This is a genomic window from Streptomyces sp. GMY02, assembly GCF_019056675.1.
GTDB classification, from domain to species: domain Bacteria; phylum Actinomycetota; class Actinomycetes; order Streptomycetales; family Streptomycetaceae; genus Streptomyces; species Streptomyces odonnellii.
Window position 1 is genome coordinate 6400154 of record NZ_CP077658.1, and the last position, 25613, is coordinate 6425766.

At 70.0% G+C, this 25613-nt stretch carries 18 protein-coding genes, 1 tRNA gene and 2 pseudogenes; 15 read left to right on the plus strand and 6 right to left on the minus strand.

Features of this window, described 5'->3' with window-relative positions:
• Window positions 1-282 precede the first annotated feature (282 nt).
• From gltB to KQY30_RS27355, 8 genes are all read left to right on the plus strand, one after another.
• Window positions 283-4842: a glutamate synthase large subunit gene (gene gltB / locus KQY30_RS27320; protein WP_217309126.1), complete on the plus strand. Its 4560-nt coding sequence runs from the start codon at window positions 283-285 to the stop codon at window positions 4840-4842.
• Complete coding sequence (locus KQY30_RS27325; RefSeq protein ID WP_217309127.1) at window positions 4835-6295, plus strand: glutamate synthase subunit beta; 1461 nt, start codon at window positions 4835-4837, stop codon at window positions 6293-6295. Before gltB ends, KQY30_RS27325 begins: the two co-directional genes overlap by 8 nt.
• A gap of 259 nt (window positions 6296-6554) precedes the next feature.
• On the plus strand, window positions 6555-7283 hold the full coding sequence (locus KQY30_RS27330) for a VWA domain-containing protein (RefSeq protein WP_217309128.1): 729 nt from the start codon (window positions 6555-6557) through the stop codon (window positions 7281-7283).
• Window positions 7284-7404: 121 nt separating this feature from the next.
• Window positions 7405-7884, plus strand: coding sequence for a pyridoxamine 5'-phosphate oxidase family protein (locus tag KQY30_RS27335; protein WP_217309129.1), 480 nt, complete (start codon window positions 7405-7407; stop codon window positions 7882-7884).
• 164 nt (window positions 7885-8048) lie between these two features.
• Window positions 8049-8252 (plus strand): cold-shock protein, encoded by a 204-nt coding sequence (locus KQY30_RS27340; protein ID WP_015607926.1) that lies wholly within the window; start codon window positions 8049-8051, stop codon window positions 8250-8252.
• Between the two features lie 89 nt (window positions 8253-8341).
• Window positions 8342-9886, plus strand: a complete 1545-nt coding sequence (locus KQY30_RS27345; RefSeq protein WP_217309130.1) for a DEAD/DEAH box helicase — start codon at window positions 8342-8344, stop codon at window positions 9884-9886.
• A 317-nt stretch (window positions 9887-10203) separates the two neighbouring features.
• Complete coding sequence (locus tag KQY30_RS27350) at window positions 10204-10596, plus strand: ribonuclease domain-containing protein (RefSeq protein ID WP_217309131.1); 393 nt, start codon at window positions 10204-10206, stop codon at window positions 10594-10596.
• A 30-nt stretch (window positions 10597-10626) separates the two neighbouring features.
• Window positions 10627-11013, plus strand: coding sequence for a barstar family protein (locus KQY30_RS27355; RefSeq protein WP_046500970.1), 387 nt, complete (start codon window positions 10627-10629; stop codon window positions 11011-11013).
• Between the two features lie 40 nt (window positions 11014-11053).
• Here the strand turns inward: KQY30_RS27355 and KQY30_RS27360 are convergent, their stop codons facing one another.
• The 3 genes and pseudogenes from KQY30_RS27360 to KQY30_RS27365 form a co-directional block, all read right to left on the minus strand.
• A complete protein-coding gene (locus KQY30_RS27360) occupies window positions 11054-12076 on the minus strand; it encodes a HEAT repeat domain-containing protein (RefSeq protein ID WP_367997442.1) in 1023 nt (340 codons plus the stop codon).
• A 76-nt stretch (window positions 12077-12152) separates the two neighbouring features.
• Window positions 12153-12554: pseudogene (locus KQY30_RS37495) on the minus strand (ankyrin repeat domain-containing protein); the annotation flags it as partial.
• Window positions 12555-12595: 41 nt separating this feature from the next.
• The gene (locus KQY30_RS27365; protein WP_217309132.1) at window positions 12596-13501 is read right to left on the minus strand and encodes a hypothetical protein; all 906 of its coding nucleotides are present in this window, start codon (window positions 13499-13501) and stop codon (window positions 12596-12598) included.
• Window positions 13502-13846: 345 nt separating this feature from the next.
• On the opposite strand from KQY30_RS27365, the gene KQY30_RS27370 reads away from it, so the two are divergent.
• The 4 genes from KQY30_RS27370 to KQY30_RS27385 all read left to right on the plus strand — a co-directional run bounded on the left by KQY30_RS27370 (window position 13847) and on the right by KQY30_RS27385 (window position 19555).
• Window positions 13847-14656 carry a trypsin-like serine protease gene (locus KQY30_RS27370; protein WP_217309133.1) on the plus strand — a complete coding sequence of 270 codons (810 nt, stop codon included), beginning with the start codon at window positions 13847-13849 and terminating at the stop codon, window positions 14654-14656.
• A 237-nt stretch (window positions 14657-14893) separates the two neighbouring features.
• Entirely contained in the window at window positions 14894-15289 is a 396-nt protein-coding gene (locus KQY30_RS27375) for a chorismate mutase (protein ID WP_217309134.1), read from the plus strand.
• A 120-nt stretch (window positions 15290-15409) separates the two neighbouring features.
• A complete protein-coding gene (gene pepN / locus KQY30_RS27380) occupies window positions 15410-17929 on the plus strand; it encodes an aminopeptidase N (protein ID WP_217309135.1) in 2520 nt (839 codons plus the stop codon).
• A 216-nt stretch (window positions 17930-18145) separates the two neighbouring features.
• Complete coding sequence (locus KQY30_RS27385) at window positions 18146-19555, plus strand: lysine N(6)-hydroxylase/L-ornithine N(5)-oxygenase family protein (protein ID WP_217309136.1); 1410 nt, start codon at window positions 18146-18148, stop codon at window positions 19553-19555.
• A gap of 10 nt (window positions 19556-19565) precedes the next feature.
• On the opposite strand, the gene KQY30_RS27390 is transcribed toward KQY30_RS27385, so the two are convergent.
• Window positions 19566-21359 (minus strand): bifunctional UDP-sugar hydrolase/5'-nucleotidase, encoded by a 1794-nt coding sequence (locus tag KQY30_RS27390; protein ID WP_217309137.1) that lies wholly within the window; start codon window positions 21357-21359, stop codon window positions 19566-19568.
• Window positions 21360-21575: 216 nt separating this feature from the next.
• Between KQY30_RS27390 and KQY30_RS27395 the strand changes: the two genes are divergently transcribed.
• Entirely contained in the window at window positions 21576-22325 is a 750-nt protein-coding gene (locus tag KQY30_RS27395) for an SIMPL domain-containing protein (protein WP_217309138.1), read from the plus strand.
• Between the two features lie 151 nt (window positions 22326-22476).
• Window positions 22477-23913: a pyruvate kinase gene (pyk, locus tag KQY30_RS27400; RefSeq protein ID WP_217309139.1), complete on the plus strand. Its 1437-nt coding sequence runs from the start codon at window positions 22477-22479 to the stop codon at window positions 23911-23913.
• 17 nt (window positions 23914-23930) lie between these two features.
• On the opposite strand, the pseudogene KQY30_RS36730 reads toward pyk, so the two are convergent.
• Together KQY30_RS36730 and KQY30_RS27405 are read right to left on the minus strand one after the other, a co-directional pair.
• Window positions 23931-24582: pseudogene (locus KQY30_RS36730) on the minus strand (transcriptional regulator); the annotation flags it as partial.
• A 109-nt stretch (window positions 24583-24691) separates the two neighbouring features.
• A tRNA-Leu gene (locus KQY30_RS27405) sits at window positions 24692-24764 on the minus strand.
• Window positions 24765-24863: 99 nt separating this feature from the next.
• Here KQY30_RS27405 and KQY30_RS27410 point away from each other — a divergent pair.
• Window positions 24864-25532, plus strand: coding sequence for an ANTAR domain-containing response regulator (locus KQY30_RS27410; RefSeq protein WP_217309140.1), 669 nt, complete (start codon window positions 24864-24866; stop codon window positions 25530-25532).
• The last annotated feature ends 81 nt before the right edge of the window (window positions 25533-25613 follow it).

The following is a 25613-nucleotide window of genomic DNA, read 5'->3' on the forward strand; positions in this document are numbered from 1 at the left end:
CGGCGCCACATATGCCGCCGTTACCCGGCGGTTTCGAGTCGTTAATGACCGGGCATGAGCCGAAGGCGCCGCGGGCAACGAAGCCTGCTCCGCCACCCCCGGACGGACGACGATCTGTCCGTCTGCTCCCCACATCCACCGCTACGAGCGGTGTCCACATGCTGGAATAAGCTATCCGTTCCGCGAGAAGCTACCCATCATGTAACCTGCGTGAAATTTCTTGGAGGGCCAGCGTCGTCCCTCGGTAATCGCATATGCCACGAAACGATGACGGGAGAGCCGATGCGTTCCGACGCCTGGTCGCCCATGGACGGTCGCCCCGCCCCTCAGGGCATGTACGACCCCCGTAACGAGCACGACGCCTGTGGCGTCGGGTTCGTGGCCACCCTCACCGGTGTAGCTAGCCACGCGCTGGTCGAGCAGGCGCTGACCGTACTGCGCAATCTGGAGCACCGGGGCGCCACCGGGTCAGAGCCCGACTCCGGCGACGGCGCCGGGATCCTGTTCCAGGTGCCGGACGCCTTTCTGCGCGAGGTCGCCGATTTCGATCTGCCCGAGGCCGGCTCGTACGCCGTGGGCACCGCCTTCCTGCCCGCCGACGACGCCACCGAGGCCGTCTCGCGCATCGAGACGATCGCCGCCGAGGAAGGCCTGACCGTCCTCGGCTGGCGCGAGGTGCCCGTCGCCCCCGGACTGCTCGGTGCCACCGCGCGCGCCACCATGCCGGCCTTCCGTCAGCTCTTCGTCGCGGACGGTACGAGCACGGGCATCGCCCTGGACCGCAAGGCGTTTCTGCTGCGCAAGCGCGCCGAGCGCGAGGCCGGGATCTACTTCCCCTCGCTCTCCGCCCGTACGCTCGTCTACAAGGGCATGCTCACCACCGGCCAGTTGGAGCCGTTCTTCCCCGACCTCTCGGACCGCCGGCTCGCGACCGCCATCGCGCTGGTCCACTCACGGTTCTCCACCAACACCTTTCCGAGCTGGCCGCTGGCCCACCCGTACCGCTTCGTCGCGCACAACGGCGAGATCAACACGGTCATGGGCAACCGCAACTGGATGCGCGCCCGCGAGTCCCAGCTCGCCTCCGAGCTGTTCGGGTCCGACAAGCTGGAGCGGATCTTCCCGGTCTGCACGCCCGACGCCTCCGACTCCGCGACCTTCGACGAAGTCCTCGAACTGCTCCACCTCGGCGGCCGGTCGCTGCCCCACTCCGTGCTGATGATGGTCCCGGAGGCCTGGGAGAACCATGACTCCATGGATCCGGCCCGGCGTGCCTTCTACCAGTTCCACGCCACGATGATGGAGCCCTGGGACGGCCCGGCCTGTGTCACCTTCACCGACGGCACCCAGGTCGGCGCGGTCCTCGACCGCAACGGGCTGCGTCCCGGCCGCTACTGGGTGACCGACGACGGCCTCGTCGTCCTCTCCTCCGAGGTCGGCGTCCTCGACATCGACCCGGCCAAGGTCGTCCGCAAGGGCCGCCTCCAGCCCGGCCGGATGTTCCTCGTCGACACCGCCGAGCACCGCATCATCGAGGACGACGAGATCAAGGCGGCCCTCGCCGCCGAGAAGCCCTACCAGGACTGGCTCGAAGCCGGCGAGATCGAGCTGGAGGACCTGCCCGGGCGCGAGCACATCGTGCACACCCACGCCTCGGTCACCCGCCGCCAGCAGACCTTCGGCTACACCGAGGAGGAGCTGCGCGTCCTGCTCGCGCCGATGGCGCGCGCCGGCGCCGAGCCGATCGGCTCCATGGGCACCGACTCGCCGATCGCCGCGCTCTCCGCCCGGCCCCGGCTGCTCTTCGACTACTTCACCCAGCTCTTCGCGCAGGTCACCAATCCGCCGCTGGACGCCATCCGCGAGGAACTGGTCACCTCGCTGCGCTCCTCGCTCGGCCCGCAGGGCAATCTCCTGGAGCCCACCGCCGCGTCCTGCCGCTCCGTCACCCTGCCCTTTCCGGTGATCGACAACGACGAGCTGGCCAAGCTCGTCCACATCAACGCCGACGGCGACATGCCCGGCATGAAGGCCGCGACGCTCTCCGGTCTCTACCGGGTCGGCGGCGGCGGAGAGGCCCTCGCCGCCCGGATCGAGGAGATCTGCGCCGAGACCGACGCCGCCCTGGAGAGCGGTGCCCGGATCATCGTGCTCTCCGACCGGCACTCCGACGCCGAGCACGCCCCGATCCCCTCGCTGCTGCTCACCGCCGCCGTCCACCACCACCTCATCCGCACCAAGCAGCGCACCCAGGTCGGTCTGCTCGTCGAGGCCGGCGACGTCCGCGAGGTGCACCATGTGGCGCTGCTCATCGGATACGGAGCCGCCGCGGTCAACCCGTACCTCGCCATGGAGTCCGTCGAGGACCTCGTCCGCGCCGGTACGTTCATCGAGGGCCTGCCGCCCGAGCACGCCATCCGGAACCTGATCCACGCCCTGGGCAAGGGCGTCCTCAAGGTCATGTCCAAGATGGGCATCTCGACCGTCGCCTCCTACCGGGGGGCACAGGTCTTCGAAGCCGTCGGCCTCGACCAGTCGTTCGTCGACAAGTACTTCAACGGCACCGCCACCAAGATCGGCGGTGCCGGTCTCGATGTCGTCGCCGAGGAGGTCGCCGCCCGGCACGCCAGGGCGTACCCGGCCTCCGGGATCTCCGCCAGCCACCGCAAGCTGGAGATCGGCGGCGAGTACCAGTGGCGCCGCGAGGGCGAGCCGCACCTCTTTGACCCGGAGACGGTCTTCCGGCTCCAGCACGCCACCCGCGCCCGCCGCTATGACATCTTCAAGAAGTACACCGAACGGGTGAACGAGCAGTCCGAGCGGCTGATGACGCTGCGCGGTCTCTTCGGCTTCGCCACCGACCGCGAGCCGGTCCCGCTCGACGAGGTCGAACCGGTCTCGGAGATCGTCAGGCGCTTCTCCACCGGCGCCATGTCGTACGGCTCCATCTCCCGCGAGGCGCACGAGACCCTCGCCATCGCCATGAACCAGCTCGGAGGCAAGTCCAACACCGGCGAGGGCGGCGAGGACGCCGACCGGCTGTACGACCCGGCGCGCCGCTCCTCCATCAAGCAGGTCGCCTCCGGGCGCTTCGGCGTCACCAGCGAGTACCTCGTCAACGCCGACGACATCCAGATCAAGATGGCGCAGGGCGCCAAGCCCGGCGAGGGCGGTCAGCTCCCCGGGCACAAGGTCTACCCCTGGGTCGCCAGGACCCGGCACTCCACGCCCGGCGTCGGCCTGATCTCCCCGCCCCCGCACCACGACATCTACTCCATCGAGGACCTCGCCCAGCTCATCCACGACCTCAAGAACGCCAACCCGCGCGCCCGCATCCATGTGAAGCTGGTTTCCGAGGTCGGCGTCGGCACGGTCGCCGCCGGGGTCTCCAAGGCACACGCCGACGTGGTGCTGATCTCGGGACACGACGGCGGTACGGGCGCCTCCCCGCTCACCTCCCTCAAGCACGCCGGCGGCCCCTGGGAGCTGGGCCTCGCCGAGACCCAGCAGACCCTGCTGCTCAACGGTCTGCGCGACCGGATCGTCGTCCAGACCGACGGGCAGCTCAAGACCGGCCGCGATGTCGTCATCGCCGCGCTGCTCGGCGCCGAGGAGTTCGGCTTCGCGACCGCGCCCCTCGTCGTCTCCGGCTGCGTCATGATGCGCGTCTGCCACCTCGACACATGCCCGGTCGGCATCGCCACCCAGAACCCGGTGCTGCGCGAGCGGTTCTCCGGCAAGGCCGAGTACGTCGTCAACTTCTTCGAGTTCATCGCCGAGGAGGTCCGCGAGATCCTCGCCGGGCTCGGCTTCCGTACCCTCGAAGAGGCCGTCGGCCACGCCGAACTGCTCGACACCGAGCGGGCCGTGGACCACTGGAAGGCCCAGGGCCTCGACCTCAAGCCGCTCTTCCACGTACCCGACCTGCCCGGGAACGCCGTGCGCCACCGGGCCGTCGAGCAGGACCACGGCCTGGAGAAGGCCCTCGACAACGAGCTGATCAAGCTCGCCGCCGACGCCCTCGCCGCCGACAGCCCCGAGGCCGCCCAGCCGGTACGCGCCCAGACCGGCATCCGGAACATCAACCGGACCGTGGGCACCATGCTCGGCCACCAGGTGACCAGGAAGTTCGGCGGCGCGGGCCTGCCCGACGACACCATCGACATCACCTTCACCGGCTCGGCCGGCCAGTCCTTCGGCGCGTTCCTGCCGCGCGGCGTCACCCTGCGGCTGGAGGGCGACGCCAACGACTACGTCGGCAAGGGCCTCTCCGGCGGCCGGATCGTCGTCCGCCCCGACCGGGGCGCCGACCACCTCGCCGAGTACTCCACCATCGCGGGCAACACCATCGCCTACGGCGCGACCGGCGGCGAACTGTACCTGCGCGGGCGCACCGGCGAGCGCTTCTGCGTCCGCAACTCCGGCGCCACCGTGGTCTCCGAGGGCGTGGGCGACCACGGCTGCGAGTACATGACCGGCGGCCACGCCGTGGTCCTCGGCCCGACCGGGCGCAACTTCGCCGCCGGTATGTCCGGCGGCATCGCGTACGTCGTCGACCTCGCCCCCGACAACGTCAACGCCGGGAACCTCGCCGCCGTGGGCCCGCTCGACGACACCGACAAGCAGTGGCTGCACGACGTGGTGCGCCGCCACCAGGAGGAGACGGGCTCCACCGTCGCCGGGAAGCTGCTGGCCGAGTGGGACACCGCCGTGGACCGCTTCAGCAAGATCATCCCCACTACGTACAAGGCAGTGCTCGCCGCCAAGGACGCCGCCGAGCTGGCCGGTCTCTCGGAGACCGAGACCACCGAGAAGATGATGGAGGCGGCGACCCATGGCTGACCCGAAGGGCTTTCTCACCACCGGCCGCGAGGTCGCGCCCACCCGCCCGGTCGAGGAGCGCGTCAAGGACTGGAACGAGGTGTACGTTCCGGGCTCGCTGCTCCCGATCGTCAGCAAGCAGGCCGGCCGCTGCATGGACTGCGGCATTCCCTTCTGCCACAACGGCTGCCCGCTGGGGAATCTGATCCCCGAGTGGAACGACTACGCGTACCGCGAGGACTGGACGGCGGCGAGCGAGCGCCTGCACGCCACCAACAACTTCCCGGAGTTCACCGGGCGGCTCTGCCCCGCGCCCTGTGAGTCCGCGTGCGTGCTCGCCATCAACCAGCCCGCCGTCACCATCAAGAACGTCGAAGTGTCCGTCATCGACAAGGCCTGGGACAGCGGCGACGTCACCCCGCAGCCGCCGGACCGGCTCTCCGGCAAGACCGTCGCCGTCATCGGCTCGGGACCGGCCGGACTGGCCGCCGCCCAGCAGCTCACCCGCGCCGGCCACACCGTCGCGGTGTACGAGCGGGCCGACCGGATCGGCGGGCTCCTGCGGTACGGCATCCCCGAGTTCAAGATGGAGAAGTCGCACATCAACCGGCGTATCGAGCAGATGCGCGCGGAAGGCACCAAGTTCCGCACCGAGATCGAGATCGGCCGGGACATCGACGCCACGAAGCTGCGCAAGCGGTACGACGCGGTGGTCATCGCCGCCGGCGCCACCGTCTCGCGTGATCTGCCCGTCCCCGGCCGCGAGCTGAACGGCATCCACTTCGCGATGGAGTACCTGCCGCTCGCCAACAAGGTGCGCGAGGGCGATCTGACGGTCTCCCCGATCAGCGCCCAGGGCAAGCACGTCGTGGTCATCGGCGGCGGCGACACCGGCGCGGACTGCGTCGGTACGGCCCACCGCCAGGGCGCCGCCTCCGTCACCCAGCTCGAAATCATGCCGAGGCCCGGCGAGGAGCGCGCCCCGCACCAGCCGTGGCCGACCTTCCCGATGCTCTACAAGGTCACCTCCGCGCACGAGGAGGGCGGCGAGCGGGTCTACTCCGTCTCGACCACCCGCTTCGAGGGCGACGAGCACGGCGATGTGCGGTATCTGCACCTGATCGAGGTGGAGTTCAAGGACGGCAAGCCGGCGCAGAAGCCGGGCACCGAGCGGCGGATCCCGGCGCAGCTCGTCACGCTGGCCATGGGCTTCACCGGCACCGACCAGGCGAACGGTCTGGTCGAGCAGTTCGGCCTGGAGCTGGACGAGCGCGGCAATATCGCGCGGGACGCGGACTTCGCGACCAATGTGCCCGGTGTGTACGTGGCCGGGGACGCGGGGCGCGGACAGTCGCTGATCGTGTGGGCGATCGCCGAGGGCCGCTCGGCGGCGCGCGGCGTGGACCGCTATCTCACCGGGGCGAGCGAACTGCCGGCCCCGATCCGCCCGACCGACCGCGCTCTGACAGTCTGACCCGCGCGGCACACGCACGCGTGGCACGCATAACGGCACACACATAAGAAGCTCCCGTACAACGGCGTACGGGCGGTGTCGGCCCGGGGAGCGTCTCCCGGGCCCTCCGCAAGGCGCGGCGCCTGCCCCCAGTCCCCGACCGGACCGCCGGCAGGCGCCGTGTCCCTCGCCCCCCGGCCCGCCGGTATGGGCGGGACCCGGCGCCCGCATCCTCACGTACCCTCAACAGGTCCGCGCACCGAGACACAGGGGGAGCCTCGTGGGACCGGGACCTGCCATCAGCCTGCGCAAGGTCGAGGAGACCGCACCGGCGCTCGTCGGTCTCTACAAGAGCGCGGCCGTCTCGCTGGAGAAGAACGGGCTCAACGGCCAACGCGCCGCCGTCTATCTGGTTCTCGACCACTCCGGCTCGATGAAGGACTACTACCGGGACGGCAGTGTCCAGGCCCTGGCCGACCGGGTCCTCGGCCTCTGTGCCCATCTCGACGACGACGGCACCGTCCCGCTCGTCCTCTTCTCCACCGACATCGACGCCGAGACGGACATCTCACTGGCCGACCACCACGGCCGAATCGACGCGATCGTCGCCGGGCTCGGGCACATGGGCAGGACCAGCTATCACATTGCGATGGACGCGGTGATTGACCACTATCTGGACAGCGGGTCCACCGAGCCCGCGCTGGTGGTCTTCCAGACCGACGGGGGTCCGACCAGCAAGCCCGCGGCCGAGCGGTATCTGTGCAAGGCCGCGCGGCTGCCGCTGTTCTGGCAGTTCATCGGCTTCGGCGACCCGGCCAGCAGGCAGTTCGACTTCCTCCGCAAGCTCGACGAACTCCCCGTCCCGGCGAAACGGCCCGTCGACAACGCCGGGTTCTTCCACGGGGGCAAGGACCCGCGCAAGGTCGGGGACGCGGAGCTGTACGACCGGCTCGTCGGCGAGTTCCCGCAGTGGCTGCGCCGGGCGCGGGAGCTGGGCATCGTGCGCTGAGGGTCTCGTACGCCCACGGCGGCGGCCCTACCCCCGCCAGGTGACCCCCGTACCGAATTCGTGGTGAATCGCGGGTGATTCCTGACAGAAGATGTCGGGTATCGGCGGTTGGCTTGGGCGTATGACATTCACCTGGCCGGAATTCCGGTCCGCGGAGCCGGACTTCGCCGAGACCGTGCAGCGCCGATTCGAGACGTTCCCCCACCATGTGCTCGCCACCCTCCGGAAGGACGGCTCTCCGCGGCTGTCGGGGCTGGAAGTCACCTTCCGCTTCGGGGAGTTGTGGCTCGGCATGATGCCGAATTCCCGTAAGGCGCTCGATCTGCTGCGCGACCCGCGCTTCGCGCTGCACGCCAATCCGGGCGACGGCAACACCCTGCCCGACGGCGACGTACGGATCGGCGGCCTGGCCGTGGAGGTGACCGACGACGAAACGCTCGGGCGGTTCACCGAGGAGGTCCGGCCGCCGGAGCCGTTCCACCTCTTCCGGGTGGAGCCCACCGAGGTGGTACGGACATGGCTGGAGGACGGGGCACTGGCCGTACGGGTCTGGCACCCCGGCCGCCCGCTGCGCACCCTGCGCCACAGCGTGCTAGGCTGACGTCGTTGCAGTTTTGGTACCCATGAACTTTATGTGCGCCTGACGGGAAATGTTCGTCAGGCGCATTATTGTTTTCGCCGGCTTTCTCCGGATGGGGCTCAACGCGGCGACGAGGAATTCGCGCAGTGCGAATTTCCGGCTCTGCACCTGTTTAGGAGAATGACATGGCTACAGGCACCGTGAAGTGGTTCAACTCGGAAAAGGGCTTCGGCTTCATCGAGCAGGACGGCGGCGGCGCCGACGTCTTCGCCCACTACTCCAACATCGCCACCCAGGGGTTCCGTGAGCTCCAGGAGGGCCAGAAGGTCTCGTTCGACGTCACGCAGGGCCAGAAGGGCCCGCAGGCGGAGAACATCGTCCCGGCCTAATTTCCGGACGCGTACCTCGCAGCCGGGGCCCGCACCACAGGTGCGGGTCCCGGCTCGTGCTGTCCTCAGGCCCAGGAAGGCATTTCCGCATGACTCGATCCGAGCGGTACGACCGTGCCGCCCGCCCCGCCGGCAAGCGCCCGGTGAACTCCCGCGCCAAGGGACCCGCGAAAGGCCCGGCCAAGGCACCCGCCCGGCGCGCCGCCGTCCGTCCGCAGGAATTCACGCTGCCGGAAACCATCACCCCCGCGCTGCCCGCCGTCGAGGCGTTCGACGAGCTGGACATGCCCGCGGGCCTGCTCAAGACCCTCACCGCGCAGGGAGTGACGCAGCCGTTCCCCATCCAGGGCGCGACCCTGCCCAACTCCCTCGCGGGACGCGACATCCTCGGCCGGGGCCGCACCGGCTCCGGCAAGACCCTCGCCTTCGGCCTGGCGCTCCTCGCCCGTACGGCGGGCCGGCGCGCCGAGCCGCGCGCGCCGCTCGCACTGGTGCTGGTGCCCACGCGCGAGCTGGCACAGCAGGTGACCGACGCGCTCACCCCGTACGCCACCGCCGTCAACCTCAAGCTGACCACCGTCGTCGGCGGGCTCTCCATCACCAAGCAGGCGGGCGCGCTGCGGCGCGGCGCCGAGGTGCTGGTGGCGACGCCGGGCCGGCTCAAGGACCTCATCGAGCGCGGCGACTGCCGGCTCGACCGGGTCGCGGTCACCGTGCTCGACGAGGCCGACCAGATGGCCGACATGGGCTTCATGCCGCAGGTCACGGCACTGCTCAAGCAGGTCGAGCCGGGCGGGCAGCGGATGCTGTTCTCGGCGACCCTGGACCGCAATATCGACCGGCTCGTACGGCAGTATCTGACCGACCCGGTGGTCCACTCCGTCGACCCGTCCCAGGGCGCGGTCACCACGATGGAACACCATGTGCTGTACGTCCTCGACGAGACGGACAAGAAGGAGATCACCACCCGGATCGCCGCGCGCGACGGGCGGGTGCTGCTCTTCCTCGACACCAAGCGGTCCGTGGACCGGCTGGTCAAGCGGCTGCTGGCGAGCGGGGTACGGGCCTCGGGGCTGCACGGCGGGCGTTCCCAGCCGCAGCGCAACCGGACGCTCGAACAGTTCAAGACCGGCCTGGTGACCTGTCTTGTCGCGACCAATGTCGCGGCGCGCGGTATCCATGTCGACGATCTCGACCTGGTCGTGAACGTCGACCCGCCCGTCGACCACAAGGACTATCTCCACCGGGGCGGGCGCACCGCCAGGGCGGGGGAGTCCGGCAGCGTGGTGACGCTGGTGCTGCCCGAGCAGCGGCGCGAGATGACCCGGCTGATGTCGGACGCGGGGATCGTGCCCCGGTCGGCGCGGATCACCTCCAAGGACGAGGAACTGGTACGGCTGACGGGCGCGCGGGAACCCTCCGGGGTGCCCGTCACCATCGATGTGCCGCAGCCCGTCGTCCAGGCGAAGCAGCGGACACGGACCTCGCGTCCGGCGCGCTCCGGCGCGGGCAGCGGCGGCGGTGGCGCGGCGCGACTCGGCGGAGCCGGTGGTACGGGTACGAGCCGTGGCGGCCGGGGCCGGCGCGGCCGTCCGGACCGGGGCGCCGACGGGGGCCGGCGCACGGCCGCCTGAGCGCGAGCCTCTCCACGCCGGGGTCCGGCGGCGTCCGAACGCGCCGCCGGACCCCGGTGTTCCGCCCGCCCCCCGGCCCGGTCCCGTCACGCCCCCGGCCCGGCTTCCGCCCGCCCCCCGGCCCGGCTTCCGCCCGCCCCCCGGCCCGGCTTCCGCCCGGCCCCGCTCCTGGCCGAAACCCGGCGCACGCGGTGCGGCGGGCGGGTCGGACGGCCGGTGTACGGGGCGCTACCGGCCCGGTTCGAGCGGTTAACTTCCCGGAAATTCAGCGTGGTTGGCATTGACGTGTACGCGTCTACGCGCGTCATCATGAAGCCATGCGAATTCCCCCACGTATCGCCACCCTCGGTGGCGCCGCCGCTCTCGCGGCCTCGGTCCTCGTCGGCGGAGTCACCGCCACCGCCGCCTCCGCCGCCCCCTCGGCCGTCGGCAGCATCTGCTACTCCCGGCTGCCCTCCCAGGCCCACACCACCCTCCGTCTCATCGACGCCGGCGGGCCCTTCCCGTACCGGCAGGACGGCGGTGTCTTCCAGAACCGCGAAGGCATCCTGCCGAGCCAGTCGAACGGCTACTACCACGAGTACACCGTTGTCACGCCCGGCTCCTCCGACCGCGGCGCGCGCCGCATCGTGACCGGTCAGCGGAACAACGAGGACTACTACACCTCCAACCACTACGCGTCGTTCTCGCTCGTCAACTACGGCTGCTGAGACCGCTGACCGGAAGGTAACCTCCGTCCCATGACGGTGACGTATGTGATCGACGGGGCGGAGGTCACCGACCTCGATCGCTTCTGGCAGGTGATCGGGGCGGCGGTGAACGGACCCGGCGGCTACTTCGGGCGCAATCTCGACGCGCTCGCGGACTGTCTGCACGGGGGGTACGGCACGCCCGACGACGGCGACTTCGTCATCGAGTGGCGCCGGCACGACCTCTCGCGCAGCGCGCTCGGCCAGGAGGAGACCGTGCGTACGCTCCAGCGGCGGCTGGAGCGCGCGCACCCGGACAACAGGCCCGCCATCCAGGCGGAGTTGGACGACGTTCTGGCCGGGCGCGGCCCCACCGTCTTCGACGAGCTGGTACGGCTCATCGAGGAAGAGGCGCCCGGAGTACTGAGACTCGACTGACCGGCACGCCGCTCGTACGGCATGCGACAGGGCCCGGACTTCAGCGGTGGCGCGGCAGTGTCCGCTCCAGGCGCCGCCGCTCCGGGCCCTCCCGCACGTAACGGACCGCGTCCGCCGCCGTCGCGCGGGCGTACCCGTCCGGCGGCTCGTCCGCCAGGATCCGGGCCAGCGCGTCGACCGCACGCGGATCCTGACGTACCGCCAGACCCCTCGCCGCCGCGGCGGCCGTGTCGGCGTCCGGATCGTTCAGCCGCGCCGCCAGCGCCTCACGGATCTCGCGGGTGTCCGCGTCCACATCCGCCAGGGCCGGCACCGCCCGGTCCCTGACCGACGCGTCCGCGTCCCTGCTCAGCAGGATCAGCGCCCACACCGCGTCGCGGTGATCGCCCGGTACGAGCCCGGTCAGGGCCAGCGCGGCCCGCCGCCGCACGCCCGTGTCCGGATGGCCGGTGTGCCGCAGGATCTCCGGCAGCGCCGCCGGATCGGCGTGCTGGCCGAGACCGACCACGACCGCGCGCACCAGCTCCGGCTCCACCGCCCGCCGGGACAGCTCCCGCAGCAGCGGCACCGCGCGGTCCGCGAACGGACTCGCCCCGTCCACCGCCCCCAGCCGCGCCAGCACCTCCGCGCCGAACGCCTGCCGCAGCGGCTCGTCGCTCCGGCACCAGGCCGCAGCCGCCTCGAACGTCTCCTCGTCGCCGCGCAGCCACAGCGCCGACACCGACTCGACCCAGTCGTCCCGCTCGGGATCGCCGCAGCTCAGCGCCCGCTCCGCCAGCTCCTCGAACGGGGTCGCGAGCCCCAGCTCCGCTTCGAGCAGCGTGGCCACGGCCGCGTGCCCGGTCCGCTGCTCCTGGCCCGCCAACGGCACCCCGTCCCGGAGCAGTTCGACGACGACGGTCTCCGAGCCGTCCTCCTTGATCCGCCGCACCACCGTCTCGTACCCCTCGCCGTAGGCGCGCCACAGACCGTCCCGCAGCTCCCGCTCCACATCGAGCCCCATCCAGCGCCGGGCCTCGGCGAGCGCCGCCTCGTGCGCGCCCGCGCCGTACCGCAGCAGCACCCGTACGGTCGGCGGGGGAGCCGTGGCGGGCGGCCAGCAGCAGGGGCGGTTCCCCGGCGGGGCCCGGCAGATCGGGGTCGGCGCCGTACTCCAGCAGTGCCTCCACCGTGTCCGCGAACCCCTGGCGCACCGCCCACACGACCGCCGTCAGATCGAACTCCTCCCGGCTGTCCGGCAGCGCGCCGGCCGCGAGCAGAGACCGTACGACCTCGGTGTGCCCGCCGCAGGCCGCCCCGCACAGCGGCAGGTCCCCGCCCTCCGGGCCGCTCGCCCGGTTCGGGTCGGCGCCCGCCGCGAGCAGCAGCCGTACCGCGCCGGGACGGTCGCTGACCGCCGCGCGGTAGAGGGCCGTCTCGCCGTCCTCGTCGGTGGCCTCGGCGGGCACGCCCGCCCTCAGGAGCCGTACGACGGTGTCGTCCGCACCGCCCCCCACCGCCTCGAACAGGTCCGCGATGCCCGCTGTCGGCTCTTTCGTCATGCTTCGACTCTACGTTCCCCGGCCGCGCGTTCCACGGTCGGTCAGGTGTCGCAGTCCAGCACCGTCCGGCACAGCCCGCAGCGCGCCCGCACCCGGCCGCGGACCGGGACCCGGATGCGCTGGAGGCACGTGGGACAGGGGAACGAGACGCGCAGCCCGTCCGGCTCCCGTTCGAAGCTGTACGGCGAGAGGTCGCCCGGCGGGTCGGGGAGCGCGTCGCCCGGGTGCTCCAGCGCGTACCGGCGGTCCTTGGCGTACCGGTGCCGTCCCGACCAGCCGGCGGTGGTCAGCGGCGGCTGCTGCTCGTCGCGCAGCGCCTGCGCCCGGCCCTTCGTATACGAGGTGTAGCCCTGCGGGCTGGTGAACCAGACCCGGGGGTCCTCGTCGAAGACCATCGCCCTCTTGGCGAGAACGTAGCCGAACTCCTCCGGGGTCAGATAGCCGAGCTTCTGGCTGGAATCGCGGTTCTCGCGGTAGGCGTCGAGCAGCAGCCAGCCCGCGCCCAGATAGGTCGTGGCCGTGTCGGTGAGGATCTCGTTGTCGTGGGTGCCGGGGAAGCTCAGACCCAGCCGGTGCAGCAGGACATGGGTGATCTCGTGGGCGAGGGCGGCGCCGATGTCACGGCGGTGCGTGCGGAAGCGGTTGTTCAGCTCGATGAAGTACTCGGGGCCCGCCGCCAGCTCGACACTCGCCGCCTGGTCCATCTCGCGGAAGCTCACGATCATGCGCGCGTCGGGCAGCCGGAGCTGCTGGACCAGGGCGTGCGCGACCCGCTGGGTGCCGAGGTGGAGATCGTCCAGATCGGAGAAGGCGACATCGGCGGGGGCGACGCTGGGGGCGAAGGCGCGGATGCTCTCCGGCGTGAGCCGCCGGTAGAGCGCGGTGATCGCGGCCCGCGCCGTATCGAGATGCGGATAGCCGTGCACGACCTCGCCGCCGTTCGTCACGTCCGTACCCCCCTCCCCCTGCGAGGACGGTCCACCTCGCGGGTTTCCTCAATGCCGACGCCGTCACCCTCGTCAACCTCGCCGACCGGAATCCACTCTACGGGGCGGTGCGGACCATCCCCTGTCCGATGAGCGGACGCCGACTGGCACATGCCGCCTCGGTGTGGCCGAAAACCGGTTCTTGTGGGGTGGCTGAACGGCCTCCCATAATCCGGATCACGCTTTCTTGTCGGGCCCATGTCAGAGCGACGCAACGCGCGTCGACCGGGACCCGGCGGGTCGGCTGACCCCACGTACGGCCACCGAGCACCACCCCCACATCCAGCCCCCCACGAAAGGCAGGCCATGAGTCTTCTGAGCGTTCTCAAGAGAACCGCCGCCGCCGGCACCGTCATCCTCGCCGCCTTCAGCCTCAGCCCGTCCGCCGCGTCCGCCGCGCCCGCGCCGGTCGCCAAGACCAAGGCCGTCGCGCCCGTCGCCCCGCCCGTCGTCGGCGGCACCCGTGCCGCGCAGGGCGAATTCCCCTTCATGGTCCGGCTCTCGATGGGCTGTGGTGGCGCGCTCTACTCGCCCACCGTCGTCCTCACCGCCGCGCACTGTGTGAGCGGATCCGGCAACAACACCAGCATCACCGCCACCGCCGGTGTCGTCGACCTCAACAGCACCAGCGCCATCAAGGTCCGGTCCACCAAGGTCTACCAGGCCCCCGGCTACAACGGTTACGGCAAGGACTGGGCGCTGATCAAGCTCGCGCAGCCCATCAACCTGCCGACCCTGAAGATCGCCACCACCACGCAGTACAACACCGGCACCTTCACCGTCGCCGGCTGGGGCGCGGCCACCGAGGGCGGCGGCCAGCAGCGCTACCTCCTCAAGGCGACCGTCCCGTTCGTCTCCGACGCGAGCTGCAACGCCTCGTACGGCGGCGACATCATAGCCGCGGAGGAGATCTGCGCCGGCTACGCGCAGGGCGGCGTGGACACCTGCCAGGGTGACTCGGGCGGCCCGATGTTCCGCCGGGACAGCGCCAACGCCTGGATCCAGGTCGGCATCGTGAGCTGGGGCAACGGCTGCGCCCGGCCCAACTACCCCGGTGTCTACACCGAGGTCTCGACCTTCGCCTCCGCCATCGCCTCGGCCGCGTCGACTCTCTGACGCTCTCCGGCCGACGTTCTCCGGCGTGAACCGGTAGGACAGCGGCACTGACCGAAGAGCCAAGGAGGGGCGGGTGCCGGGCGTACGGGCCCGGCGCCCGCCCCTCCGGCGAGGCACCGCCGGAGGGCCCGAAACACCCGTCGGGAGCCCGGGCCCGGACAGGAACCGGACACCGCCGGTCCCGCATCCTGATCACGGACCGGCCGGCCCGGCCCGTCACGTCTAAGCTGCCGGACCATGACCACAGGCGACCCCGGCAACGAGTCCACCGAATCCCCCGAATCCACCGAAGAGTCGGTCGTCGAGGAGTCCGTACGGGCCGAGCTGAACCGTTTGCGCGAGAGCATCGACAACATCGACGCCGCCGTCGTCCACATGCTCGCCGAACGCTTCAAATGCACCCAGCAGGTCGGCCACCTCAAGGCCGAACACCGGCTCCCGCCCGCCGACCCGACCCGGGAGGCCCGCCAGATCGCCCGGCTCCGCCAACTCGCCGAAAGCGCCCGGCTCGATCCCGGCTTCGCGGAGAAACTCCTCACGTTCATCATCGCCGAGGTCATCCGCCACCACGAGACGATCGCCGACGAGACCCGCGAAGGGCACGGCTCGGGCGCCCGCACGAACGGCGCGTAGCACCCGCGCGACGCCCCGTGACCCCGGGAGCACCGCCGCCCCGGAGCGCCCCGCCGCGTGCGCTCAGAGCGGACAGAACCCTGCTGCGCGGCCCGTACCCCATCGGGCAGCATGGCCCCCATGTCCGTACTGACGCGCGACGAAGCGCAGCTCCGAGCCCAGTTCCTCGACGTCCACCGGTACACGATCGCGCTCGATCTGACCACCGGCGAGGACACCTTCGACTCCCGTACCGTCATCCGCTTCACCGCACGGGCCGCCGGAGACACCTTCGTCGAAGTCAAGCCCGCCGCGCTGCGCTCCGTCACCCTCGACGGACGGACACTCGACCCGGCGGCGCTCGACGGCAACCGGATCGCGCTCACCGGACTCGACGCGGGAGAGCACGAACTGCGCATCGAGGCGGACATGCGGTACTCCCGCACCGGTGAGGGCATGCACCGCTTCACCGACCCCACCGACGGCGAGACCTACCTCTACACCCAGCTCTTCATGGAGGACGTCCAGCGCGTCTTCGCCGCCTTCGACCAGCCCGACCTGAAAGCCGTGTTCGAGCTGACGGTCACCGCACCCGAGGCCTGGACGGTGCTGGGCAACGGCATCGCGGAGCCCACGGGCGGAACGAGCGAGCAGGAACGCTCCGGCGCGCGGACCTGGACCATCGCCCCCACCCCGCTCATCTCCACCTACCTCGTCGCGGTCGCCGCCGGCCCCTGGCACTCCGTATGCACCGAACACGCGGGACTGCCCTTCGGCCTGCACTGCCGGCGCTCCCTCGCCCCCCACCTCGACGCCGACGCCACCGAGATCCTCGACATCACCCGCGCCTGCTACGACCGCTACCACGAGAAGTTCAAGGAGCCGTACCCCTTCGACTCCTACGACCAGGCGTTCGTCCCCGAGTTCAACGCCGGCGCCATGGAGAACCCCGGCCTCGTCACCTTCCGCGACGAATTCATCTACCGCTCCGCCGTCACCGACACCGAACGGCAGACCCGCGCCATGGTCGTCGCCCACGAGATGGCCCACATGTGGTTCGGCGACCTCGTCACCCTCACCTGGTGGGACGACATCTGGCTCAACGAGTCCTTCGCCGAGTACATGGGCTACCAGACCCTCACCGAAGCCACCCGCTTCACCGACACCTGGGTCGACTTCGCGATCGGCCGCAAACCCTGGGGATACGAGGCCGACCAGCGCCCCTCCACCCACCCCGTCGCCCCCGACCCGGCCGCCGTCCCCGACACCGCGTCCGCGCTCCTCAACTTCGACGGCATCTCCTACGCCAAGGGCGCCTCCGCGCTGCGCCAACTCGTCGCCTGGCTCGGCGAGAAGGACTTCCTCGCCGGCATCAACATCCACTTCGCCCGGCACAAGTTCGCCAACGCCACCCTCGCCGACTTCATCGACTCCCTCGCCCAGGCCACCGACCGCGACGTGCACGCCTGGGCCGCCCAGTGGCTCCGCACCACCGGCGTCGACACCCTCACCCCCGTCATGGGCGGCGGCGACACCGGCTGGACCCTCGACGTCGTACGCGACGGCAGCCGCCCGCACCGCATCGCCGTCGGAACGTACGACGCCGACACCACAGACCCCGACCGGCTCGTCGCCCGCGGCCCCATCGAACTCGACCTGCCGCTCACCGGGGAACCGCCCGTACGGCCCGGCCGCCGCCCCGCCCTCGTCCTCCTCAACGACGGCGACCTCAGCTACGCCAAGGTCCGCCTCGACGCCGCGTCCTGGAAAACCGCCCTGCGCTCCCTCTCCGGCCTCCCCGACCCGCTCACCCGCGCCGTCATCTGGAACGCCGCCCGCGACATGGTCCGGGACGGCGAACTCGCCCCCGCCGCCTACCTGGACGCCGCCCGCGCACACCTCCCGTACGAAACCGACCTCGCCCTCGTCCAAGGCGTCCTCGCCTTCGCCGCCGGCCAGATCACCGACCGCTACCTGGCCCCCGCCGACCGCCCCGCCGGCCTCGCCGCCCTCACCGAGATCTGCCGCGACCTCATGCGCCGCACCGAGGACGGCAACCACCCCGGACTCCGCCTGACCGCCGTACGCCACCGCATCGACGCCGCCGCCCAGCCCGACACCCTCCAGGACTGGCTCGGCTCCGGCAGCGTCCCCGGCGGACCCGAACTCGACCCCGAACTGCGCTGGCGCATCCTCACCCGCCTCGCCGTCCTCGGCGCGATCGACAACACCACCATCGACGCCGAACTCGACCGCGACCCCAGCGCCACCGGCCAGGAAGGCGCCGCCCACTGCCGCGCCGCCCTGCCCGACCCGGCCGCCAAAGCCGACGCCTGGGCCCGGCTCTTCGGCTCCGACGACCTCTCCAACTACCTGTTCACCGCCACCGCCAAAGGCTTCTGGCAGCCCGAACAGGCAGAACTCGTCGAGGAGTACATCGCCCGCTTCTACCCCGACGCCACCGCCCTCGCCGACCGCCGCGGCCCCGCCATCGCCGAAGCCGCCGGCCGCTACGCCTTCCCCGTCCACGCCGTCGACGAGGAATCGCTCCGCCTCGGCCTGCACCACCTGGCCACCGCGCCCATGATCCCCGCCCTCCACCGCCGCCTCACCGACCAGCTCGACGACCTCCGGCGCGCCCTCAAGGTCCGCCAGGCCTGAGCCGCGCCCGAGCGGGACCTGAGCCCGCCGCCCCGGGACCCGTCCGTACAGCCCGTACATCCCACGGTCGTACGAACGGACCCCGGGGCGGGGCGTTTTCAGCCGTCCTCACCCGACGGCGATACCCACGGGCGCGTCGGGTCGTTGTGCCCGGTGGACACCGCCACCGGACCCCGGGCGACCCGGGGACCCACTCGTGGAAGGCAGCAGCCGCCGATGACCGCGCAGCCCAACGACCTCGACCACCCCCACGACCTCGTGGGCATCGGCATCGGGCCGTTCAACCTCTCCCTCGCCGCGCTCGCCGACGGCGTCCACGGCGGACTCGACACCGTCTTCTACGACCAGAGCCGCGACTTCCGCTGGCACCCCGGGCTGCTCATCGAGGACGCCACCCTCCAAGTCCCGTTCCTCGCCGACCTGGTGACCCTCGCCGACCCCGCCAGCCGCTGGAGCTTCCTCAACTACCTGAAGACCCGCGACCGGCTCTACCCCTTCTACTTCGCCGAGCGCTTCCACATCCAGCGCGCCGAATACGACGCCTACTGCCGCTGGGTCAGCGGACAGCTCCCCGGACTCCACTTCGGCCACCAGGTCGACGCCGTCCGCTGGAACCCCGAACGCGCCCTGTTCGAAGTCGACTTCACCCAGCTCGACCGGGACGGCGAAGTCGAAGCCCTCGGCCGCGCCCACACCCGCCACATCGCCCTCGGCATCGGCACCGAACCGTACATCCCCGAACCGCTCAAACCCCTCGTCGAAGCGCCCGTGGCCCCCGTCATCCACTCCGCCGACTACCTCGCCCACCGCGACCGGCTGCTCGCCGCCGAGCACATCACCGTCATCGGATCCGGACAGTCCGGCGCGGAGATCTTCCTCGACCTGCTGCGCGCACGCCCCACCGGCCGCGAGAAGATCCACTGGCTGTCCCGCACCGAAGCCCTCGCACCCATGGAGTACTCCAAACTCGGCCTGGAGCACTTCACCCCCGACTACACCCGCTACTTCCATGCCCTGCCCGAGCGAGTACGGGACGACCTCCTGCCCCGGCAGTGGCAGCTCCACAAAGGCATCGACGCCGGCACCCTCGCCGCCATCCACGACGAGCTGTACCGGCGCACCCTGCACGGCGGCTGGCCCGACGCCGTCCTCACCCCCGGAATCCGCGTCCGTACCGCAGGACGCGTCGCCACCACCAAGGTCGAACTCCACCTGGAACACACCCAGCAGGCCACCAGGACCCGGGTCATCACCGACGCCGTCGTCCTCGCCACCGGCTACCGCGAACGCCCGCTCGGCCATCTCCTCGCCGGACTCGACCCCTACCTGAACAACGACGACGCGGGACGCCCCCGCATCGACGAACACCACCGCATCGCGCTCGCCCCCGCCGTCACCGGCTCCGTCTACGTACAGAACGCCGAACGGCACACCCACGGCGTCGGCGCGCCCGACCTCGGACTCGCCGCCTGGCGCAGCGCCACCATCCTCAACCACCTCACCGGCACCGAGCCCTACCCGCTGCCCCGGCGCACCGCCTTCACCAGCTTCGGACTGGAGGGGCTGGACCGGACCCGCCGGGCATACACACCGACGGATCTGGTCCCGCTCACCGAAGCCCGCTGAGAAGAACCGGTCAGAAGACCGGCGTGCCGTCCCGCGTCAGCTTCCAGTCCACCGAAGCGAACTGCGCCGGGTCGATCGTGCCCGCCGCCTTCACCCAGGTGATGATCGTGTTACGGACCTCGTCCGAATTCGACCACAACTGCTTCGACGCCGCGACATGCGGGAAGTTGCCGCCACCGCTCGCCCGGTAGTTGTTCACCGCGAAGACGAACTGCGCCGCCGGGTCCAGCGCCTTGCCCTGGAACTGAAGGTTCACGATCCGCGAGCCCGCGGGCTTCGCGATGTCGATCTCATACGTCAGACCCGACACCACGTCATAGTTGTAGTCCGGGGTGCCCTGCGCATTGGTCAGCTTCGACTTGTCCACCGGCACGCCCGCCGGCGTCTGCACGTAGTACCTGGCCGAGAACTCCAGATAATCCCTGATCTGCGCACCCGTCAGCAGGCGTGCCTCCAGGGTGTTCTCGTACACGTACAGCCCCGCCGCGTCCTTGATGGTCACCTGACCCGCCGGGATCACCGCCGAACGCGAGAAGCACGACGCCTGCGACAGCACCGGCAGCGCCGCCCACTCGGTGCCCGCCAGAGCCGCCTTCACCGTCTCCGCCTGGACATGGTTGATCAGATCGATGATCGGCTCGTCCTTCCACGGCGCGTCGACCGTGGTGATCGTCGCCGTCGACGAACCGATGACCTGATTGACGTACTCAACGACCTTGCGGTGCTCATCGATGAGCAGGCCGGCGATCTTCGGGTCCTCCTCCACGGCATTGGAGTTCAGAACCTTCGCGGAGACACTCTCGACCCTCCAGGAACCCCGCTCCTCCACCAGCTCGAAGTCGAACGTCGTCAGCCGCATACCCCAGCGGGACGGCTCCGACAGCACAACCTCCTTGCCGGTCTCCTTGTTGACCACCCGGCGCTCCGCGATCTCCGAGTGCGCGTGACCGACCAGAATCGCGTCGATACCCGGCACCTGCTCGGCCACCAGCGTCGCCGCGTTCTCCACATACGGAAGCTGATCGCCGTACGAGGACGTACCGCTCGTACCCGAGTGCGCCGACACGATGACCACATCCGCGCCCATGGACCGCAGCTTCGGCACCCACTTCGCCGCCTGCTCCTCAAGCCCCGGGAACGTCATCTGACCCTGGACATTCGACTTGTCCCAGATCGCGATACCCGGGTTCGTCAGCCCCAGGATCGCCACCCGCACATCCTGGGCGTGCGTCACACGCAACTTCTTGATCACATAGGGAGGGAAGGCCGGCTGGAGCGTCTTCGCGTCCAGCGCGTTCGCACCCAGCAGCGGGAAGTCGCACTGCTTCTCGAACTTCCGCAGCACCGGAATGCCGTAGTTGAACTCGTGGTTGCCCAGCGCCGCCGCGTCGTACTCCATCGCGTTCATGGCCTGCGCCATCGGATGCACCGGACCGCGCTTCGCGGTGATCGGGTCGACCTTCGCGTAGTAGTACGAGAGCTGGGTGCCCTGAATGGTGTCACCCGCGTCGATCAGCAGCGTGTTCCGGTGGCCCTTCGCCTCACGGATCTGGTTGACCAGCGTGGAGATCTTCGCGAGACCGATGTCGTTGTGGGCGGAGTCGTCGTACTCCTTGTCGGTGAAGTAGTCCCAGTTGAAGACGTTGCCGTGCAGGTCCGTCGTCCCCATCACGGTGAACGAATACCGCTCCGGATCCCGGTCGCGGCTGTCGGCCGCGGCCGGCACTGTCGCCCCTCCCGCCAGGGCGGCACCCGCACCGGCGGCAGCCGTGGTGCCCAGGAACTTCCTACGGTTCAGCGGCATTTCGCTCTCTTCTCCCTCGACTCGGCTCTGTCCGGCCGTATCCGGTGTATCCGGAAAACAACGCGCGTAGATTCTGGCCCGGATGTCCCGTACCGCAACACCCCCGCAAGGTTTCGATCAGATGACCGCCGACTGTCGTACCCGAGTGCGACAGTGGTCGTACGCGCATCGCGCCGCGGCGCACCGTACGCCGCCGGACGAGGGAGTGAGCCGTACATGACCACCGAGCCCACCGACACCCCGGAGACCGCGCCCGTCTCACGGGCCGCCGCACCGCCCTACGGCACCCCCGAAACCCCACGCGTCGCCGTCCGAGGCGAAGCACGGATCGAAGTCGAACCCGAAATCGCCAGAATCGTCGTCACCATCGGCGCCCGCGGCACCGACCGGCGCACCGCCCTCGAAGACCTCACCCGGCGCAACAGCGAAGCCCTCGCCCTCATCAAGTCCTACGGCACCGCCGTCGAAAAACTCGAAACCGGCACCTTCTCCATCAGCCCCGAACTCACCAGGCGCGGCCGGGGCGAACGCGTCCGCGCCTACCACGGCCGAGTCCATCTCACCGCCGAACTCGCCGACTTCACCGCCCTCGGAGAGCTGACCACCCGCCTCGCCGACCTCGACCTCAGCCAGGTCAACGGCCCCTGGTGGGCCCTGCGCCCCGACTCGCCGGCCCACGGCGAAGCCCGCCGCAAAGCCGTACGCGAAGCGGTCCAGCGCGCCCGCGAATACGCCGAAGCCCTCGGCGCCCGGCTCACCGCCCTGGTCGAACTCGCCGACGAAGGCGCCGAGACCCCGGCCGCCTACGGCATGCCGCTCGGCGCCGGCGCCCTCCGCAGCCGCTCCTTCGGATCCGCCGAATCAGCCGACACCGCCCCCGCGCTCGACCTCGAACCACAACGCCAGACCGTCTACGCGCAAGTCAACGCGCGCTTCACCATGACACCGCCCGATCTCACCCGCTGAGCACCACGATTGACTCCGGTGATTCGGGAAAATGCTCATCGGAGCGGCCCCCCGCACAATTCAACACTTGTCAACAAGCCTTCATCCAAAGGTTGTTGAGCAGTCACGCGCGACCAATTCCCTACCGGCGGGTAAGCTCTAGTCTCGATATATGCGCCGAGCGAAGATTGTCTGCACCCTGGGACCCGCCACCGACTCATACGACCAGATCAAAGCGCTGGTAGAGGCCGGAATGGACATCGCGCGCCTCAACCTCAGCCACGGCACCTACGCCGATCACGAAGAGCGCTACCAGCGCGTACGGAAAGCCTCCGACGAAACCGGCCGCAGCGTCGGAATCCTCGCCGACCTTCAAGGCCCGAAGATCCGCCTCGGCCGCTTCCGCGAAGGACCCGTACTCCTTGAACGCGGCGACGAATTCACCATCACCGTCGAACCCCTCGAAGGCGACCGCCACACCTGCGCCACCACCTACGAAGGACTCCCCACCGATGTGACCACCGGCGAACGCATCCTCGTCGACGACGGCAAAGTCACCCTCGAAGTCACCTCCGTCGACGGCCCCCGCGTCCACACCCTCGTCGTCGAAGGAGGCATGGTCTCCGACCACAAAGGCCTCAACCTCCCCGGCGTCGCCGTCTCCATCCCCGCCCTCTCCGGCAAGGACATCGACGACCTCCGCTGGGCCGTACGCACCGGCGTGGACATCGTCGCGCTCTCCTTCGTACGCACCGGAGCCGACATCGACGACGTCCACCGCGTCATGGACGAAGAAGGCCGCCGGACCCCCGTCATCGCCAAAATCGAAAAGCCGCAAGCCGTCGACAAAATCGACGAGATCGTCGCCGCATTCGACGGAATCATGGTCGCCCGAGGCGACCTCGGCGTCGAAATGCCCCTCGAAAACGTTCCGATCGTACAGAAGCGCGCCATCAAACTCGCCAAGCGCAATGCCAAGCCCGTGATCGTCGCCACGCAGATGCTCGACTCGATGATCGACAACTCCCGGCCCACCCGCGCCGAAGCCTCCGACGTCGCCAACGCGGTCATCGACGGCACCGACGCGGTCATGCTTTCCGGCGAGACCAGCGTCGGAAAACACCCCGTCGAAACCGTCAGGACCATGGGCCGCATCGTCGAAGCCGCCGAGGAAGACATCCTCGCGAAAGGGCTCCCGCCCATCACGGAAAGCAGCAAACCCCGCACCCAGGGCGGCGCCGTCGCCCGCGCGGCAGCCGAAATGGGCGACTTCCTCGGCGCGAAATTCCTCGTCGCCTTCACCCAGTCCGGCGACACCGTCCGCCGCCTCTCCCGCTACCGCTCCCCGATCCCCCTCCTGGCCTTCACCCCCGACCCCGCCACCCGCGCCCAGCTCAACCTCACCTGGGGCGTCGAGGCGCTCCTCGGCCCGCACGTCGACTCCACGGACGCGATGGTCGCGCAGGTGGACGAGGAACTCCTCAGGCTCGGCCGCTGCGCGAAGGGCGACACGGTGATCATCACAGCGGGCTCCCCGCCGGGAGTCCCGGGCTCGACGAACCTGGTACGGGTCCACCACATCGGCGAGGACGACAGCCCGAGGCGGTAGGGGGTGGGTGGGGGGCAGTACTTGCCCCCGATGTGCGCGTCCATGAGAGCGACGGACGCGCGCTTGGCGACGGAGATGTTCTTTGCATTCGCCTGCCGCCACGCCACGCCGGGCATCCAGGGTGTCCGTGTACAGCCGCAGGATGTCGGCGGACAGGTTGCTGAAGAAGTACCGCGGGTACTCGTACCGCTTCTTCTCGCCGGCGACGGTCCGGCTGGTCCAGTTGGTCACCCGACAGCCGTCGGAGTGGATGAGTCCGCGCAGCAGCTCCCAGGGGTGTGCGTGCACGATCCGCTGCTGCCAGGATTCGAGGACGATGGGGCGATGGTGCTTCTTGCCCGGTCCGTACCGAGGGAACAGACACGGCCAGTGCCGTCCGTAGCCGGTCACCATGACGCACCCCTGTTTCTGGAGGACGTACACGCGGTCCTCCGGCCGGACGGCGGCGATGGCAGCCCGGCACGAAGCGGAGTCGGCTGGGGTGCCGGGCTCGGGCAGACACCGCGGGCACGGGCGGGCCTGGGCGACCATTCGTGGCAGCGGTTCGACGCGGGATTGCCATGAACGGATCGCCGCGCGCGATATGCCGGTCTGCTTGCTCACGGCGTTGAGGCTGTGGCCTCGGAGAACGAGCGCGACGGCGTGCTTGCGGGTTTCGAGGTCGTACATGGGTACGAGCCTGGCCGGAGACGTATGGCCATAGACCGAATCGATGCCACGTTCACCGGGGCGAGTGAAGATCGCCAAGCGTTGGTGATCCTTGGAATCGAAGGGGGAGTGCCCTGGGTGGGATTCGAACCCACGCTGTCGGTGGTTTGAGCACCGTGTCTCTCCCGCTGGACTACCAGGGCCAGCCTTGACTTCCAAGGTTAGCGGAGACCCGCTGTGTCTCAAACATACAGGAGCTAGGTAGTCTCAGGTACAGCATCCTGTCTGAACGAGGAGCCCCCGTGACCGCCCCCGAGTCGCCCCAGCCCGTCGATGACGACGACAAGTCGCACGTTCCGCCGCTGACGACGCGTGTCGTCATCGCTGAGGACGAGGCGCTGATCCGTCTCGATCTGAAAGAGATGCTGGAGGAAGAGGGGTACGCGGTCGTCGGTGAGGCCGGCGACGGGGAGCGGGCGGTGGAGCTGGCTCGGGAGCATCGGCCGGATCTGGTGATCCTGGATGTGAAGATGCCGGTGCTGGACGGGATCTCCGCGGCCGAGCGCATCGCGAAGGAGTCCATCGCGCCGGTGCTGATGCTGACCGCGTTTTCGCAGCGGGATCTGGTGGAGCGGGCGCGGGATGCCGGGGCCATGGCGTATCTGGTGAAGCCGTTCAGCAAGAGTGATGTGGTGCCGGCGATCGAGATGGCGGTGTCGCGGTTCACGGAGCTGCGGGCGTTGGAGCGCGAGGTCGCGGATCTGACGCAGCGGTTGGAGACGCGGAAGCTGGTGGACCGGGCGAAGTCGATTCTGCAGACGCAGTACGGGTTGTCGGAGCCGGCGGCGTTCCGGTGGATTCAGAAGACGTCGATGGATCGGCGGCTGTCGATGCAGCAGGTGGCGGAGGCGGTCATCGAGGATGCGCGGGAGAAGAAGGCGGCGAAGGGCGACGTGTCCAAGGGGGAGTAGGCCCGTACTCCTGCGGCTCGTACCTTTGCGCGCGCTGTCGTACGGAGGAGGCCCGCACCGGATGTGCCGGTGCGGGCCTCC